Below are 15,553 nucleotides of genomic sequence, written 5' to 3'. Positions count from 1 at the left end.
TTGTCTGACAGCCAGGGAAGCTGCGACCGTCTTCCGTTGTTAATTTTTCAGCAAGCAGGTCAACAATCGTCTCGGCCATTTTACGGTAACCGGTCAATTTTCCACCGGCAATCGTGATAAGTTTGGAATCGGATTCCCAGATTTCATCCTTCCTGGAGATTTCAGAAGGAGCCTTGCCGTCCTCATGTATTAGCGGCCTTACGCCAGCCCAACTGGATTCAATATCATTCTCCGTCACATTCACTTCCGGGAACATGTAGTGAATGGCTTTTAGCAGATAGCTCCTGTCCTCTTCGGTCATGCCCGGGTTAATTGGATCGTCATTGTAAAAAGTATCGGTCGTGCCGACATAGGTTTTGCCATCGCGCGGTATTGCGAAGACCATCCTGCCGTCTTGTGTGTCAAAATAGATTGCCTGCTTCAGTGGGAATCGTGACTGGTCAATAACGATATGGACTCCTTTTGAAAGTTTCAGTGTTTTGCCTTTTTTCGAATCATCCATTTCACGGATTCCATCTACCCATGGGCCGGTTGCATTGACGACCTTTTTGGCATAGACTTCATACTCCTCGCCTGTTAAAAGATCCTCAACCAATACTCCAGCAACAACGCCATTTTTATAAATAAGGTTTTTAACTTTGGAATAGTTCAATGCGGAAGCACCTTTTGAAACTGCCTGCTTCATGACCTCTATCGTCAGGCGGGCGTCATCGGTGCGGTATTCAACGTAATAGCCGCCGCCTTTCAGACCGTCTTTTTTCACAAGTGGTTCCCTTGTTAATGTTTCTGTCGCGCTAAACATTTTCCGGCGCTCTGCTTTTTTCACACCTGCTAAAAAGTCATACACCCTAAGACCGATGGACGTAGTGAAGCTGCCAAATGTCCCGCCCTTATGGAAGGGGAGTAGCATCCACATTGGAGTCGTAACGTGCGGGCCATTTTCATAAACAATTGCCCGTTCCTTCCCGACTTCAGCGACCATTTTCACTTCAAATTGCTTTAAGTAGCGAAGGCCGCCATGTACCAACTTAGTGGAACGGCTAGACGTGCCTGCCGCGAAATCCTGCATTTCCAAAAGAGCGATATTCATTCCTCTAGTTGCTGCGTCAAGCGCGATTCCGGCACCGGTGATCCCGCCGCCAATTACCATTACATCAAATGCTTCCTTTTTCAGCTTTGCCACGATATGAGTACGGTCAAGATTGGAAAATCTCATTCGAAACGCCTCCTTGAATAGAAAAAAAGAGAGACCACAATCAACATTATCGCCAAAAACGATAATGTTATCGTGGTCTCTCCTGTTCTCCTACCCGATTTATTAACTTGTAATCATTGTAGCACAGATAGCTGAGATTTTCACGTGTACAATTTTTGAAATGGAATTCCCGCCCATAACTCCCTTTTGGAGGTAGTGATCGCGGTGGCTCCGGCATCGAGTGCGCTTTTTACCTCTTCGCTAGTTCTGATCAATCCGCCTGCAAAAATGGGAATATTGACACGTTCCTTGACCTCCCGGATCATCCAGGGCATGGCCCCGGGTAAAACTTCAATAAAATCGGGCCTCGTTTTTTCAATCAATTTATAGCTTTTCTCAAGGGCATGGGAATCAATCAGGAATATTCTTTGGACAGCGAGCACCCCTTTTGCCTTCGCTTTTAAAATGACACTCGACTTTGTGGAAATAAGGCCATATGGTTTGTACTCCTGGCAAAGATATTCCGTTGAATAGTCATCACTCTTCAGTCCTTGAATCATATCAACATGGTAGATCATTTTTTTGCCATGCTGCTTTGCCATTTCATTGATATTTTTCAATTGGGCGATATGCACTTCCAGCATGACCCCTATTTCAAAAGGACTTTCAAGGAACTGTTCAAACTCTTTCATATTAGAAGATGCGGGCAAGACTTTTTGCTTCAAAGAAATCCCTCCTTACGACATCTTAACACGAGACACTATGCCAAAAAAGAGCATTATTTGGGTATTTTTGCATATCCGACCGAAAAGGTTTATTATAAAAAATCAACCCTTACTTTATACAAGGGTTGATTCAAATAGTTACCTGATGTAATACCATTAAAGATTGGTTTCGTATTCTTTCACCCTTCTATAAAACGTATTCCGTTTCATCCCTACAAGTTTCATAGCTTCTACATCAGTTATCTTCTGTTGTTTCCATTCCTGATAGACAGATGGAAATAAGTCAGTCTTGTGCCATTTGGCTGAGGTTAAATTCAATCCTTTGACGCTCTTTCGATAGAATTCACACGTTTCCTCAATGCAGATGGAAGCTTCACCGAAGAAATTTTCATGGACCAACAATTTTATCAGGACCAGACGGATAAAAAGTGGAAGAAAATTGATAATAGACTTAAGGCCAGCACGAAAAAGGCCGGTAAGTTTGAAAACTGATTAAAGCCATAGGATCTTACCACCTCTGCCATCTTTTTTACCACTCAATGACAGAGAATTTACCGGCAAGTGCCAAGTTGTTTACCAACTTAAATTTAATTAGAATACCCCTGCCTATTCGACCAATGGCAGGGGTATTCTTTAACCTAATGGTGCTTTACTTCATCGAGGATAACTTTTGACTTAGTTTTTTGTTTTCCTTCTCTAACTGTTTGTTTTCCTGAATGAGCCTACTTATTTTTGTTTCATCACTTATTCCAATTTCATATGATGTGCCTTTCCAAAGTAATTCGAGGAATTCATAAACATCATCTTGATCCATTTTGTAAACTCTATTTTCGTGTTTAGCTTTTATTTTCCCCTCTACTGCCCATTTCTTAACATCATGCCAATGACATTCTATTCCATAAGATTGTAAGAGTGCGGCAGCTTCCTGAATCGTTAATAAATCCCTCATTCCTCAACCTCTCTGCCCAATCCATGACGTTCCCTCATGGAAATGTCCCCATCTAATAATAACTGGTAGGAGTCATGGACAATGCGGTCTAAAATGGCTTCTGCCATCGTACCGTTCCCCAATTTGATATGCCAACCGCTCGGATCAATTTGGGAACAATAAATGGTGGAAACAGTTTTGTGCCGGGCTTCTGTAATCTCCAACAGGATATTTGCTTCTTCCTTCGAAAGATCCGTAAGGAGCCACTCGTCAAGAATGAGTAGATCTGTTTTTGTGTATTTTTTGATTATCTTTCGATAGCTGCCGTCGGCAGCCAATTTAGCCAGTGACAGTTCATCCAGTAATTCCGGAAGGCGGACATATTTCACTTTATACTGCTGACGGCAAGCGGAAACACCAAGCGCACACGCCATAAAGGTTTTGCCTGAGCCAGTAGGGCCTTTTAAAATGATGTTATGATGATCTTGGATATAAAGGCCGCTGCCCAATTTTAAAATGAGTTCCTTCTTAAGTCTTCGATCCTCATGATACTCAATATCCTCAATGCTGGCTTTGGAGTCTGAAAATGTGGCATTTTTAATTAATCGATTTAAATGATTGCTTTTCCGACGTGAATATTCCAGGTCGACAAGCAAGGAAAACCGATCTTCAAATCTCATGGACTGGTATTCTCTGTTTAAGGATTGTTCTTTGAATGCTTCAGCCATCCCTCCTAAATTCATCTCCTGCAGCTTGGATAACACATGCTCGTTTAACATTATTCTTTTCCTCCATAATATGAAGCTCCACGGGTGAAGCCGAAATTAGTCTCGTTTACTTCTGTATTTTGTTTTAATTCTTGTTCAGCGTCTTTTTTCTTGTTGCTTTTCAATATGGTCTGAATGCTTTTTACCGTCGGTCTTCCTGTCATGGAAAGCACCATTTTACAAGCGATTTCTATCTCATATTTGGTATAACGATGCTCGAGTTTCTTTAAAGAAAAGATAGATTGCAATGCTTGTCTTTCAGATTGATAGGAATCTAAAAGGTATTTCACCACAATGGAAGTGGAAGAGCCAATGCTGCTGGCCCACTCAATCGCCACTTCTGGCGTGTGCTCTATATATAACTTATGATTATCTGGCATATGTTCCGGAAGGGTTGATGGCTGACCGAATCTCCCATATAATCGTTTGTGTGAAGTTAGCCACATATGCTTAAAATAGACAACAACCATATCATCGGAAAGCTTTACGTCCACTTCCTGATTGATATACTCGTAGGGTACGGAGTAAAACATGCTGTCTACGGAAATGTGGTAATCAGGCCTTACTTTTGCCGTTCTCCATTCAGATATCTTGTAAGGCGTGCCTGGAAGAGGGGAAAGCGCAAATTTCTCCTCTTCCTCAAATGCTGAAAAACGGCATCCTTCTTTTCGGGTAAAAGGACGCTGGTTAAATTCCTCAAGTTTCTTCCGTAATTCCACATTCAATTCTTCAATGCTAAAGCAATGTGTACTTCTCAAAGCTGCTATAATCCACGTTGAAATCGTACCTACAGAGCCTTCGACACTAGCTTTATCCTTAGGGCTGCGTACGCGAGCCGGCATAACGATTGTACTGTAATGGTTGGCCATTTCCTTATACGTAGGATTCAATACTAACTCCCTTGAAGTGTGCTTCGTTACACCGGTTTTCAGATTATCTGAAACCACAATCTGAGTTACTCCGCCAAAATATTCATACGCATGAATATGGGCGTTAATCCAGGAATGCTGGTCCATTGAAAGGGTTGCTTCCGCGTAGGAAAATTGACTGCACGGCAATGTAGCGACAAACACATACGCCTTCACTTTTTCCCCGGTATCCCTGTCAATGAAAAAAAGTGTGGAACCAGCCCAATCGACCTCCATTATTTCACCAGGTTTTCTCCGAATACGCATCGTTGCCTTGTGTTTTTGAGCATAATTGCCGTAATACCGTACGAAACTCTGATAGGAGTAGGGAATCGCATTATTCGCACGGCTACCCGCCTCGTATTCATGATGCAAAAGAGATAGAGTGACATTGGGTTTTGCCAACTCTTTGTGGATATATTCAAAATCAAGAGGCTGCCTGCCGGAGCCTTCCATTGTCTTTTCTGGATAAAGAAATTCCTCAATCCATCTATCGTTCATCTCCTCTTCTAGCGGGCATTCCACACCCTTCTTTCGAGCCAATTCAATGACTTCGCTAACTTTTTGCCGAGAGTTGCCAGTACTGGCGGCAATGCCTCTTAAACTAACCCCCTCGTCATTTAATTCCAATATCTTGCGATAATGGATCATAAAAAAACCTCCCATATAAAGCGTCATATCGTTAGATATGCTCACTAATTATACAAAAGGTTTTGAGTGGTAAATAAGTTGTCGATTAGTGGTAAATTTCTTGTCACTCCTTGGTAAAAACAATGGCAGAGGTGGTACATTTGGGTGGCCGTAATCAAAAACACGGCAAACGAGAATAACATTTTCTTTGCACAACAAGCCGGGAACGATGAACTGGTAACTGTAGAGAAAGGGGGAAAAAGTGTAAGCGGGAATGTAGTAGCAGAGTATCAAAATGATGCTTGGGGGAATATTCTTTCTTCATCTGGGACCATGAAAGATGCTAACCCATACCGATATGCTGGGTATCGGTTTGATCAGGAAATTGGCTCATATTACTTGATAGCTCGTTACTATGATTCAAGTGTTGGACGTTTCTTAACTAAGGATTCTATACACGGAGTTGAAGACGATCCTGGAAGTCTTAATCAATATGTCTACTCCAAAAATAATCCCGTTAAATACATTGATCATAGCGGACATCTGCCAACACCTGTAGCATCTGCATTGGTTGGTGCGTTGATTAATGCTGTCGGTTATGTAGCAGATCTATTGGTTAAATATGGAAATAAAAATGCATTTAAACATTTTAGTGTCTGGGCTTTCGGAGGAGAACTTTTAAAGGGAGCAGCTGCCGGAGTCATAGGTGGAGGTATTGTTTCCAAGCTAGCTAAAGCAGGAAACCTTTCAAAAGTAGGAGAAAAGTTTTTAGCAGGACACATGGCTCCTGCAGCTACTTAGTATCAAACTTTGGAAACTTTAGCCGAGGGTCTTTCTCCGAAAACCAAGTCCTTTTATTGTTTGGTGACAAAGTAGGATTTTTATGATCGGCAGCAAAGCCTTATGTCCAAAAAATATATAAAAAATATAAAAGATGAATCCTTTAATTAAAGGGGGGATAAACGGTGGGAAAAGATTTTTATGCGGGTATACTCATTTTCGCTGTTGGTATATTTTCTTTGTATATGTTTTTCCATGCAACAAAGGAAAGATTCTATTACAGTAAAACATATTCGCAAGTCAAGTATATAACGCCATTACCTGGTTCTATTAATTATTGGATTATTAAAATCTTGTTTATTGTTGGTGGTCTTTTGTGTATTTCTGTAGGTTTATATGGAATTAGTAAGCCATTTCTTTGAAACTCTTGTTGGATTTTGGAAGTTTCCTTTCCATTGAATAAATGAATAAATTTCAAACAATCTTTAAGAGGGTGTTCAAAAAGTATCCTTTAACTGAGTACACTTAGAGAAATACAAGCTTCCGAATTCCCATAATTGTAAATGAAAGGAATATGCGCGTACAGACAAATAAAATGGATCATGCCTCCACTATCGGCGCCAAAATTTAGACAGACGTATCCCGTTGTCCAATCGGTCCTTTTTAAAAATGTCGACTTTTAAGGGTAGTTAACTTACCAAATGTAGGGAGAATTGTTCCACTTGGTCGTGTTGCAGCTGACTGATTTTCTCCACATGGTTCGTAGGTAAAACGGTCAATCTTACATGTTTGATCATGCGCTCTATCAACCGAAACAGATCCCGCATGATGAAAAACTTCTTGACTCGCTCCGTTTGACGAACGGGAACCTTTTTATGTTTCATGATGGACGTAAGCTGATTCGATTCCTGGGCAAAAGCAAGTTCCACTTGCTTCCGAAACTTGAGCATATGCTTTTGTAACTCACTTCCTTGCGGCACAGGGCCAGAAAAAAAGGGATTTTCTTCATACGAGTACGCAAACTGTTTTTCACAGCTGCCTTGCATGGGGCAGGCTGAGCATTTGTTATCGTCTCCACGGAACCATGCCGTGTAGGTATCTTTGTCAAATCCATCAAACACGAGGGGATGCCCTTCTTCGCATTCCGGCTTTCCGTTAGGATCACAGTGTTCAGGAATAACCGTGTTCTTTTTGATTTCAGTTACCACCGCCACATCATGTGTCATCAGTGACTCACGCTGATCATTCGCATCAAAATAGCCTAAATCAGCTGCCAAGTATTCAACCTTTAATCCATCTACCTTCTGAATCATGTCGATTAGCGGCAACATTACTTTGACATCCGCTGTGTCAGTAGGCAAAATGATCGAAAACAACACAACGGGTCCCTTCGGGCTTGGGCATACGATGGAATGTTTACGATACCCGATAAAAAACTTGTTCTGATTGGCTTTCGTGCGTTGGACCCCACAGGTTGCGTCCGGATCCGAATAGGTTTTTTCCCACGAACACTTACTTTGATCGAGGCAAGAACATCGTTTTTTCTTGTAGCCATTCACGTTTGCCCATATCGGTCTAGAGTCAATCCCGGACAGCCTAGGGTTTAAGAATCCTTCAAGTTGAAGAGCTTGGGCGATCAAGTTAAATAAGATTTCGTAGAATAATTCAACACCAACCTTGGTCCGAAAATGACTAAGACTCCCGTGAACAGGAACCTGCCGGATGTCAGGTGTGCCAATGAAATTGCGCCACGCCTGATTTTTAGGATCTTTCAATTGTCTTTCAAGTTCCCTGAAAGAACAAATTTCAGGACGAGTAAAGTACAGATAATGCATGCGAAAATAGACTCTTGGGTCTACTGGAGGACGCCCGCCATGTTTATAGAGAGGAGCGATCTTTTCCTCAACAATGGAATCGTCCACGTGATTGATATAATCTATGAGTTCTACATCAAAACCGAGCGTGTTATAATAGTGGTAAGGAAGCAGTTCTAACTGTAAATCCATGAAAACGCACCTCGCATAATGGTATTTTTGGTTGTTTGGACACTCCCATTTTACCATTTTTCGCAAAGGTGCGTTTTTGTTTTTTTAAAAAAATCAGGGCTTTTTGAACAGGCTCTTTAAGTAATTTAGCAGTTACCTTTCATGGGTGACTGCTTATTTTGTGTGCCAGGCATGTTCATCAACTTAGCGGTGAAAGTCCGCTATGGACATTGGGATATGCGAACCATTAGCCGAAGGCAAGGGTGTCCGTGGCGACGAGGAATCTGAATTATCCAAGGAAGATAATTATCCGAGAAGTTCTACGAAAAGCTCTGTTGTTATTAACTTTTAATGATTTTTTCTCGGATAATCAATAATCATCTTGTTTTATAATTTAAGTACAGCCGATTACTGGGCTGACATAATATAAAAGGAGATGGTTATCTTGAATAATTCAATACCCGCAGAACAGTTAAGTTCAGTCATTGAAGAAATGATGAGTGAGCTGACTACTCTCGGCTACCGATGTTCAACTATATCGGTGTATCAATGTGCTTTAAGGAAAATTTCCACTTTTATGAAGGATCATAAAGTTCCTTATTATTCCCATGCAGTTGGTAAGCTTTTTCTTGAAAAACAACTGACGAAAACAGGATTATCGAAACGTTGGTATAACTATATAAAAACAGCTATCAGACGTTTGAATGATTACATACAAAACAAACCATTTGTAATATTTCACACTAAACAAACTACAATTTGTCCAGATATATTTATTCCTGTTATTGATTCATATACGGCATATATGCAAGAAAAGGGATACAGCCCTTCCACTGTTGAAACCAGATGTATATATGCCAAGCAATTTCTCGATTCGTTAGAGAAACAATCAGTCACTGATTTAAAATTAATGAGTTTTATACACATAGGTACTTCATTTTCAAATATTAAGTCTAAGCAAGGGTTCTGTGAAAAACTGCCTTCTTTTCTTAAATACCTATATCAGAAAAGCGTGACTGAAATGGATTTTTCAAAAGCAGTCCCTCGGTATTCATCTATGGAAAAATTACCTTCCATATATACGGAAGAAGAGCTTATCCAGTTGCTGAACAGTATCGAAAGAATTTCTGGGATTGGGAAACGTAATTATGCTATCATGGCACTGTGTGTTTCCTACGGTCTTCGTGCAAATGATATCTCATCTTTGAAGTTTTCAGAAATCAGTGATGGACAAGTGGTATTCTTGCAGTCAAAAACATCCGTTAAGTATCAGGTGAAATTGCTTGAAAAAGTGTCGGAGGCACTGCAGGATTATATTCAGAATGGAAGGCCTGATTCTGATTCTGATTGTGAATATATTTTTATTCGTAGTTCAGTTCCCTACAGAAAGCTTTCACGTAGCTCTATCTGGTCAATCGTTTGTACACATCTAATGAATAGCGGTATTAATATTGCTTCAAGAAAACGTGGTCCACATGCAATACGTGCGAGTCTGGCTACACACCTTGTCAATAATGATGTTCCTTACCATATAAGTGCAGAAGATACTGGGTCATCAGGACCCTAATGCCACCAAACGTTATGCAGCCATTGATTTTAATAGATTAAGATCGTGTGCACTTGAGTGTCCAAAGCCATCGGGTCAATTTGTTGCTTATTTTTTGACGTATTTTAGTGATTTAATGTCTTTCCGATTTGGCAATGGCAGTATTCATCAGCCAAGAATTTTGTATAGGTTATTTTTTGAATCTATATACAATTTGGTTCTCGGTATCACATTCCCATTAAAGGCATTCAGAAGTTTCATTCTATATGCCTTTTTATCTCTATGATGTTTTGGTTTGGTGTATTGATAATATAAAATTAGTTTTCCGCATTAAGGACAAGAAAGTATTTGTTAGCTAGTTTAAGAGAAGCAATTTAGAGATATTACAAGAAATCCAATGGCTGTATATTAAAGTATGACAAAGAATGAATATATAACGAGACTTTAACACTCTTTTTTTGCATTAGAGTTCTTAAATTAAGGATAGGATAAACCCACAAATTTGCTCTATCTAGTAAGCCTTTCCCTATATCAGCAAATAATAGATAGAAGTTTCAAACAATTATGCCATATTTTACATAGAGAGTTAATACAATGAATTTGTTATATTTTTATAGAAAAAAAGTAAAAAAACGGGAGGTTAATTTGCAGCAAAGGTAATTAGGCAAGATGTACATGAAAACACATCGCATGGAAAGGGAACAAGAAAATGAAAATGAAGAAAACAACTCTTTGGAAGAAGAGTGTAATTAATCTAATGTGTTTAACTCTGTTAATCGCATATTTACCACTTGGCAACTTTACCGAAGGTATTGTCGAAGCAAATGCTGATGTAGATTCAGCTGAAAGTATTTCTAAATCTAAAGTAAGAGAGGAAATAGTAAGTAAAAGAACAGCAAACTCCAAGACATTTTTAAATACAGATGGTACTTACACGGCTGAAATTTCTCAAATACCTATTCATTATAAAAACAGCCGAAACACTTGGAGCGAAATCGAAAGCAACCTAATTGAAAATACTACTGAAGAAAATTACCAAAACAAAGCAAACTCTTTTAAGGCAAAACTAGATAAGAAGGTAGATAAGGATACTCCGTTACTGCAAGTTGAGGATCAAGATAGATCCATTAAGATGGAACTAGCTCCGGTAGAGAATACTGGAAAAGAACCTGCTGAGGTAACGGGGGTTGTTGAAGATAACTCCATTCAATATCCAGAAATCTATCAAAATATTTCTTTAACATACACAATAGGGGCAGACCGGATTAAAGAGGATATTATCTTTAATGAAAGGACATCAAGCGGATTCCCTGATAAATTCACTTAAAAATTGGATTTAGTTGGCCTGAATGCCAAGGAAGTAGAAGGGGTTCTATATCTTTATGACCAAGATACTAATCAGCCTATCTACTATTTTGAAACTCCTTACATGTACGATTCTTATAAGCCGGAAGGCTTTCAAACAGCAAAAGAAATCACATCGATCCCGGAAGAGGCCATTTCCTATGATGTGACACTCGAACACGAAGTAATTGATGGTCAGTTATATTTATATCTGATTCCTAGCAAAGCCTGGTTGGAGGATTCTGAGAGGATTTATCCTATTACAATTGATCCAACCATTGTAAAACTCCAATCTTCTAATTATGTTAAAGATACAAACCTTAGAAGTACATTTCCAACGCAGACTGGTGGGAATGACTTGGAATTAGGAGGTGGGGCATCCAACGGTAACGTCCTAAGATCACTAATCAAGTTCGATTTGTCATCTATTCCAGGGGCAACTCATATTTTGTCTTCCAGCCTAAATTTATGGTTCTCCTCTACCAATGGAAGTTCGCCTGTTGATATCAGTCTTTTCAAAGTTTCAAGAGACTGGGAAGAAAACCAGGCATCCTGGAATTATGCGATGACTTCACCTTCCGTTTTGTGGACAAATAAGGGTGGCGATTATGTAGTCAGCAATAAATTGGCTACTGTCAATGGGTTTACCTCTCCTACTAGCCTGGATTTAGATATGAAGAAGTGGGAAGTGCCTATTCATATCATTCAAAATTGGAAAGATTCTACGGATCCGAATTATGGATTCCTTTTGAAAAGTGATAGCGAATCAACGAATATATACAAAAAATTCGTTTCAAGTGAGCATACATTTGATTCAAAATACCATCCATTATTGGCTGTAACATATCGCACAAATGCTCGATTAGGAATGGAAGATCACTGGTCGTATGCAGAACATACCTTATCAGATGGACAAGGCTATACAAACCTTGGAACAGGGAATTTGATGCTTCAGTTCACGGACTTTGAAGTTAGTGGACGCGGGAATTCAGGATTTGTATTCAATCGGACATATAACTCAAAATCAAACGAAGATTCAGCCGTAGGATTTGGGTGGTCGTTCTCAGGGAGTGAAACGGTCACGGAGTTGCCGAATAAAGATCTTTTATATACCGATGCAGATGGAACAGCTCATACATTCACGTATAATTCTACGACATCTTCTTATATAACACCTGTGGGTTTATATCTTTCTATTAAACGAGCAGCGTCTAATGCCTTTGAAATAAAAGATTTTAACGGAAATCGAATGATCTTCCGAGATTTGATTAATGACCCGGAAGTGAATGCCCGCAAGTTTTTAATTGAATATGAAGAAGACCGTAACCTAAATAGAGTAACATATCAACGTCAAACAGATGGCACTCTATCTAGTATTACGGATGCTTCTGGACGAAAGTTGACATTTACTTATGAAAATGGACGAATAGTATCAACCTCTTTTGAGGGAACCCCAAAAACGGCTTATACGTATGAAAATGGGAAGCTTAAAACTTTGACTATGTATAAAGAAGGTTCGGAAGGGGCGGTAACGCAATTTACCTATAATTCAGATGGAAAAGTATCAACACTCCTGGATGCAAACAATCAACCGACCCATTATACCTATTTGAACGGCTTTTTAACAAATGTACATCAGCCAACTATTGCAGATACCAATCTATCAAAAACAACCTATTCTTATGATATTACAAACTATACAGCTACAGAAACTGATGCAAAGGGCAATAAGACAGAATACTTATTAGATAACAACTATGTCATTCTAGAAACCATCGATCCACTAGGTAATATTACAAGTACCGAATACGATGCGAATTACAATCCGACTATTCAAACAGATGCTATAGGAAATCAAACCGTTAATTCTTATGACAGTAAAGGGAATCTGTTGACAACAAAAAATCCTTTGGGGAACACGGTAGATTATACGTATAATGAATTTAGTCAACCACTTACAATAACCGATTCAAAAGGAAAAACAACAAACATTTACAATAGCGTAGGGGACCAAATCGAGGTAATTAGTCCTATAGGGGAAAAAACAATAAATGAATATGATAGCTATGGAAATTTAGTTAGTACAACATTTGCGGACGGCACGAAAGAAACTTATGCATATGATACAAATAAAAACTATCAGAAATCTGTAACAGACTCTCTGGGGCGGACTACAACCACTCTGCAAGATAAATATGGTAACACAACAAGTGTCACAGACTCGGAGTTAAACACAATTTACTACACGTATAACCTTCAGAATTTGTTGACACAGGTAAAAGATGCAAAAGGGAATATCACTTCCTATGAATATGATGCAAATGGAAACTTGAATACGGCGACAAATGCAGCGTTGAAAAAGACCCTTTTCACATACAATGCTCAAAATCAGCTAACTACGAGAAAAGAACCACTTGGACAAACAACATCATTTGTTTATGATGCAAATGGTAATACAATAGAAACAGGGTTACCGTCAGGAGATAAGCTGCACAATTTTTACAATCAAAATAATCAGTTACTGCATAAAGTAATAAACGATTCAAGAAAATGGACGTATTCTTATGATGCCAATGGCAATGTTGAATCTGTTTTAAATGTAGTTACTGGGGCCAAAAAAGTTTTAACATATAATAAAAATAACAAAGTCACTAAATCTTCTTCGGATAGCCAATCGGTAGAGTATGGATATGACGGAACGGGAGTTGCAACCTCTGTCGTCGGAAAATCTGGTACGCAATCGTTTACTCAGAGTTACACCATCGATGCCAATGAACGGCTGACACATATAAAGCGTAACGGGGCAAGTCAAGTGTCTCTAACCTATACTAAAAAAGATTCCCTTGCCTTCATTTCATATGTAAATGGGATCTCCTCAACGTATGACTATGATGTAGCGGGGCAACTGAATACTTTGACGGTTAAAAAGGGAACGACTGCTTTGGATACTTTCACGTATACTTATGATACACGCGGCAACATCATCTCGGTAACCTCTAATGCTGGTATTGCCACTTACGATTATGATGAAAATAACCAGTTGATTAGTGAAACTACGGTTGATGGAGCTACTATCTCATATGAATATGATAAAGTCGGAAACCAGACAAAAAAGAATTTAGTAGAAAACGAACAGACAACTATTAATTCCTATTCGTATAATGACAACAATCAGTTGACTCAATTTGATGGACAAAGCTACAGCTATGATCCAAATGGTAATCGTACTCAAGATAGCCAGTACAAATATATTTATAATAAACTAGGCGAACTAGTGGAAATTCAGACACTCAATGGTCAAACTATCGCCACATACGCACACAACGAAGACAGTCGACGGACCAGTAAGACGGTTAATGGACAAACTACCTATTATCACTATGATGAAGAACAGGTATTGTTTGAAACAGATGAATCTGGGACAATTACTGCTGAGTACAGTTATGATGATTTCGGTCGTCCATTGACGATGACGAAAGAAGGAGAGACGTATTATTATATTCTAAATGAACATAAAGATGTTATAGCTTTAACGGATGCATTAGGAAACACTGTCGCTTTATACGCATACGATGCCTGGGGTAATATCCTTGCAAAAAGCGGTAGCATGGCAGATAAGAACCCTTATCGTTATGCTTCGTATCGTCATGATAATGAAAGTGGTCTATATTACCTGCTGGCACGATATTATGAACCAAACGAGGGGCTGTTTCTCTTTATTGATCCCCAACCGGGAGAAACGGACAATCCTATTAGCCAACATTCATATGTATATGTACAAAATAATCCAGTGATGTTGGACGATCCAAATGGTGAAAATCCATACGTAGTTATACTAGTCTATATCGGCGGTCGGTATGTAGTTAAGTACGTTGCCAAGAAGGCTGTAAAATATTATGCAAAAAAATATAAAGGAAAAATAAAAAGAAACTATAAGGGTAAATTACCATCTAAAAAGGTTAAAAATAAAACAAAGCTTAATATTGAAAAAGTAAAAGACAGTTATTTAAAACGTAAAGGAATAAATGCTCACGATCTAAAAAAAGAATTTATCGGTAGAAAAGCAAAGATTTCTCATTACGATATTTATAAAGATAAGACAACAGGTCAGTTATATATATATAAGAAAGGTGGTAAAGGAACTGGAATTCCAACGGGTACGTATATTTAGTGGGAGGTTCTGATAAAATGGCTGGAACAGAGATTTGTGTGGAATTTAATATAATCGGAGATTATTTTCAGGAAGAGGAGATTTCAAATATTTTAGAACTGATTCCTTCTGAATTTTATCGTAAAGGTGACGCGATAAAAAATCGTACCTTAGTACGAAAAGAAACGTGTTGGACAATTAGTTCGGGGTTTGAAGAGTCCTTAGACATAAATGAACAGATAAAAAAAATTTTATATAGTCTTCAAAATAAAAGTGAAGAATTAAATTTTTTAAAGAAAGAATTAAACCTTGATTATTTATTAACCATCATAATAAATGTCCAAGAAGAAAATGTACCTGCAATGTATTTCGAATCAAATGTATTAGGTTTCATTAATAATATTTCAGCAGAAATAGATATAGATTTATATTTATTCTCTTAGAAATATCCTTTTATTTTAAATTCTTTAATTGTTACAATATGCAGAAAGTCGAATATCCATCCTTAATGGATTTCGGCTTTTTGCATTATTTAAACAATAAGATTTCAGAACAATTATAATAAAAGAAGTTGCTTCCTCGCTTTTTAGTATTT

13 protein-coding genes and 1 pseudogene are annotated in these 15,553 nt (G+C 38.6%); 6 read left to right on the top strand and 8 right to left on the bottom strand.

The genetic code is table 11. The features are described 5' to 3' along the window. From UB32_RS00775 to istA, 7 genes and pseudogenes are all read right to left on the bottom strand, one after another. On the bottom strand, positions 1-1,216 hold a 1,216-nt coding region (locus UB32_RS00775), incomplete at its 3' end, for a glycerol-3-phosphate dehydrogenase/oxidase (RefSeq protein ID WP_044390397.1). Further along, positions 1,213-1,290: pseudogene (locus tag UB32_RS20820) on the bottom strand (hypothetical protein); the annotation flags it as partial. The gene UB32_RS00775 and the pseudogene UB32_RS20820, both read right to left, overlap by 4 nt. Before the next feature lie 66 nt (positions 1,291-1,356). After that, entirely contained in the window at positions 1,357-1,920 is a 564-nt protein-coding gene (locus tag UB32_RS00770) for a glycerol-3-phosphate responsive antiterminator (protein ID WP_044390396.1), read from the bottom strand. A gap of 156 nt (positions 1,921-2,076) precedes the next feature. Next, positions 2,077-2,238 (bottom strand): hypothetical protein, encoded by a 162-nt coding sequence (locus UB32_RS19165; RefSeq protein ID WP_241768394.1) that lies wholly within the window; start codon positions 2,236-2,238, stop codon positions 2,077-2,079. 331 nt (positions 2,239-2,569) lie between these two features. Next, a complete protein-coding gene (locus UB32_RS00765; RefSeq protein WP_044390395.1) occupies positions 2,570-2,869 on the bottom strand; it encodes a hypothetical protein in 300 nt (99 codons plus the stop codon). Further along, positions 2,866-3,627, bottom strand: coding sequence for an IS21-like element helper ATPase IstB (gene istB / locus UB32_RS00760; RefSeq protein ID WP_044390394.1), 762 nt, complete (start codon positions 3,625-3,627; stop codon positions 2,866-2,868). Before istB ends, UB32_RS00765 begins: the two co-directional genes overlap by 4 nt. Beyond that, the gene (gene istA, locus UB32_RS00755) at positions 3,627-5,174 is read right to left on the bottom strand and encodes an IS21 family transposase (protein WP_044390393.1); all 1,548 of its coding nucleotides are present in this window, start codon (positions 5,172-5,174) and stop codon (positions 3,627-3,629) included. The genes istB and istA overlap by 1 nt, the downstream gene beginning before the upstream one ends. Before the next feature lie 144 nt (positions 5,175-5,318). On the opposite strand from istA, the gene UB32_RS18895 reads away from it, so the two are divergent. Together UB32_RS18895 and UB32_RS00745 are read left to right on the top strand one after the other, a co-directional pair. Next, positions 5,319-5,954: an RHS repeat-associated core domain-containing protein gene (locus tag UB32_RS18895; protein WP_052806898.1), complete on the top strand. Its 636-nt coding sequence runs from the start codon at positions 5,319-5,321 to the stop codon at positions 5,952-5,954. Positions 5,955-6,118: 164 nt separating this feature from the next. After that, on the top strand, positions 6,119-6,355 hold the full coding sequence (locus UB32_RS00745; RefSeq protein WP_023626466.1) for a hypothetical protein: 237 nt from the start codon (positions 6,119-6,121) through the stop codon (positions 6,353-6,355). 267 nt (positions 6,356-6,622) lie between these two features. Here the strand turns inward: UB32_RS00745 and UB32_RS00740 are convergent, their stop codons facing one another. Next, on the bottom strand, positions 6,623-7,939 hold the full coding sequence (locus UB32_RS00740) for a transposase (RefSeq protein WP_044390392.1): 1,317 nt from the start codon (positions 7,937-7,939) through the stop codon (positions 6,623-6,625). Between the two features lie 424 nt (positions 7,940-8,363). Between UB32_RS00740 and UB32_RS00735 the strand changes: the two genes are divergently transcribed. The 4 genes from UB32_RS00735 to UB32_RS00720 all read left to right on the top strand — a co-directional run bounded on the left by UB32_RS00735 (position 8,364) and on the right by UB32_RS00720 (position 15,401). Further along, on the top strand, positions 8,364-9,485 hold the full coding sequence (locus tag UB32_RS00735; protein ID WP_044390391.1) for a tyrosine-type recombinase/integrase: 1,122 nt from the start codon (positions 8,364-8,366) through the stop codon (positions 9,483-9,485). A gap of 688 nt (positions 9,486-10,173) precedes the next feature. Then, a complete protein-coding gene (locus tag UB32_RS00730; protein ID WP_044390390.1) occupies positions 10,174-10,791 on the top strand; it encodes a hypothetical protein in 618 nt (205 codons plus the stop codon). A gap of 3 nt (positions 10,792-10,794) precedes the next feature. Next, on the top strand, positions 10,795-14,979 hold the full coding sequence (locus tag UB32_RS00725; protein ID WP_044390389.1) for a DNRLRE domain-containing protein: 4,185 nt from the start codon (positions 10,795-10,797) through the stop codon (positions 14,977-14,979). Between the two features lie 17 nt (positions 14,980-14,996). After that, positions 14,997-15,401, top strand: coding sequence for a DUF4279 domain-containing protein (locus UB32_RS00720; protein ID WP_044390388.1), 405 nt, complete (start codon positions 14,997-14,999; stop codon positions 15,399-15,401). The last annotated feature ends 152 nt before the right edge of the window (positions 15,402-15,553 follow it).

Origin of the sequence: Mesobacillus subterraneus (genome assembly GCF_000934845.1) — a bacterium.
Taxonomy (GTDB): Bacteria; Bacillota; Bacilli; order Bacillales; family Cytobacillaceae; genus Mesobacillus; species Mesobacillus stamsii.
Note: the sequence above shows the minus strand (reverse complement) of the source record. Positions and strands in the feature narration are given on the sequence as shown.

Bases quoted from the DNA above. Each gene is read 5' to 3' on its own strand.
- UB32_RS00765 (WP_044390395.1), bottom strand. From the start codon at position 2,869: ATGAGGGATTTATTAACGATTCAGGAAGCTGCCGCACTCTTACAATCT.
- istB (WP_044390394.1), bottom strand. From the start codon at position 3,627: ATGTTAAACGAGCATGTGTTATCCAAGCTGCAGGAGATGAATTTAGGA.
- istA (WP_044390393.1), bottom strand. From the start codon at position 5,174: ATGATCCATTATCGCAAGATATTGGAATTAAATGACGAGGGGGTTAGT.
- UB32_RS00740 (WP_044390392.1), bottom strand. From the start codon at position 7,939: ATGGATTTACAGTTAGAACTGCTTCCTTACCACTATTATAACACGCTC.
- UB32_RS00730 (WP_044390390.1), top strand. From the start codon at position 10,174: ATGAAAATGAAGAAAACAACTCTTTGGAAGAAGAGTGTAATTAATCTA.
- UB32_RS00720 (WP_044390388.1), top strand. From the start codon at position 14,997: ATGGCTGGAACAGAGATTTGTGTGGAATTTAATATAATCGGAGATTAT.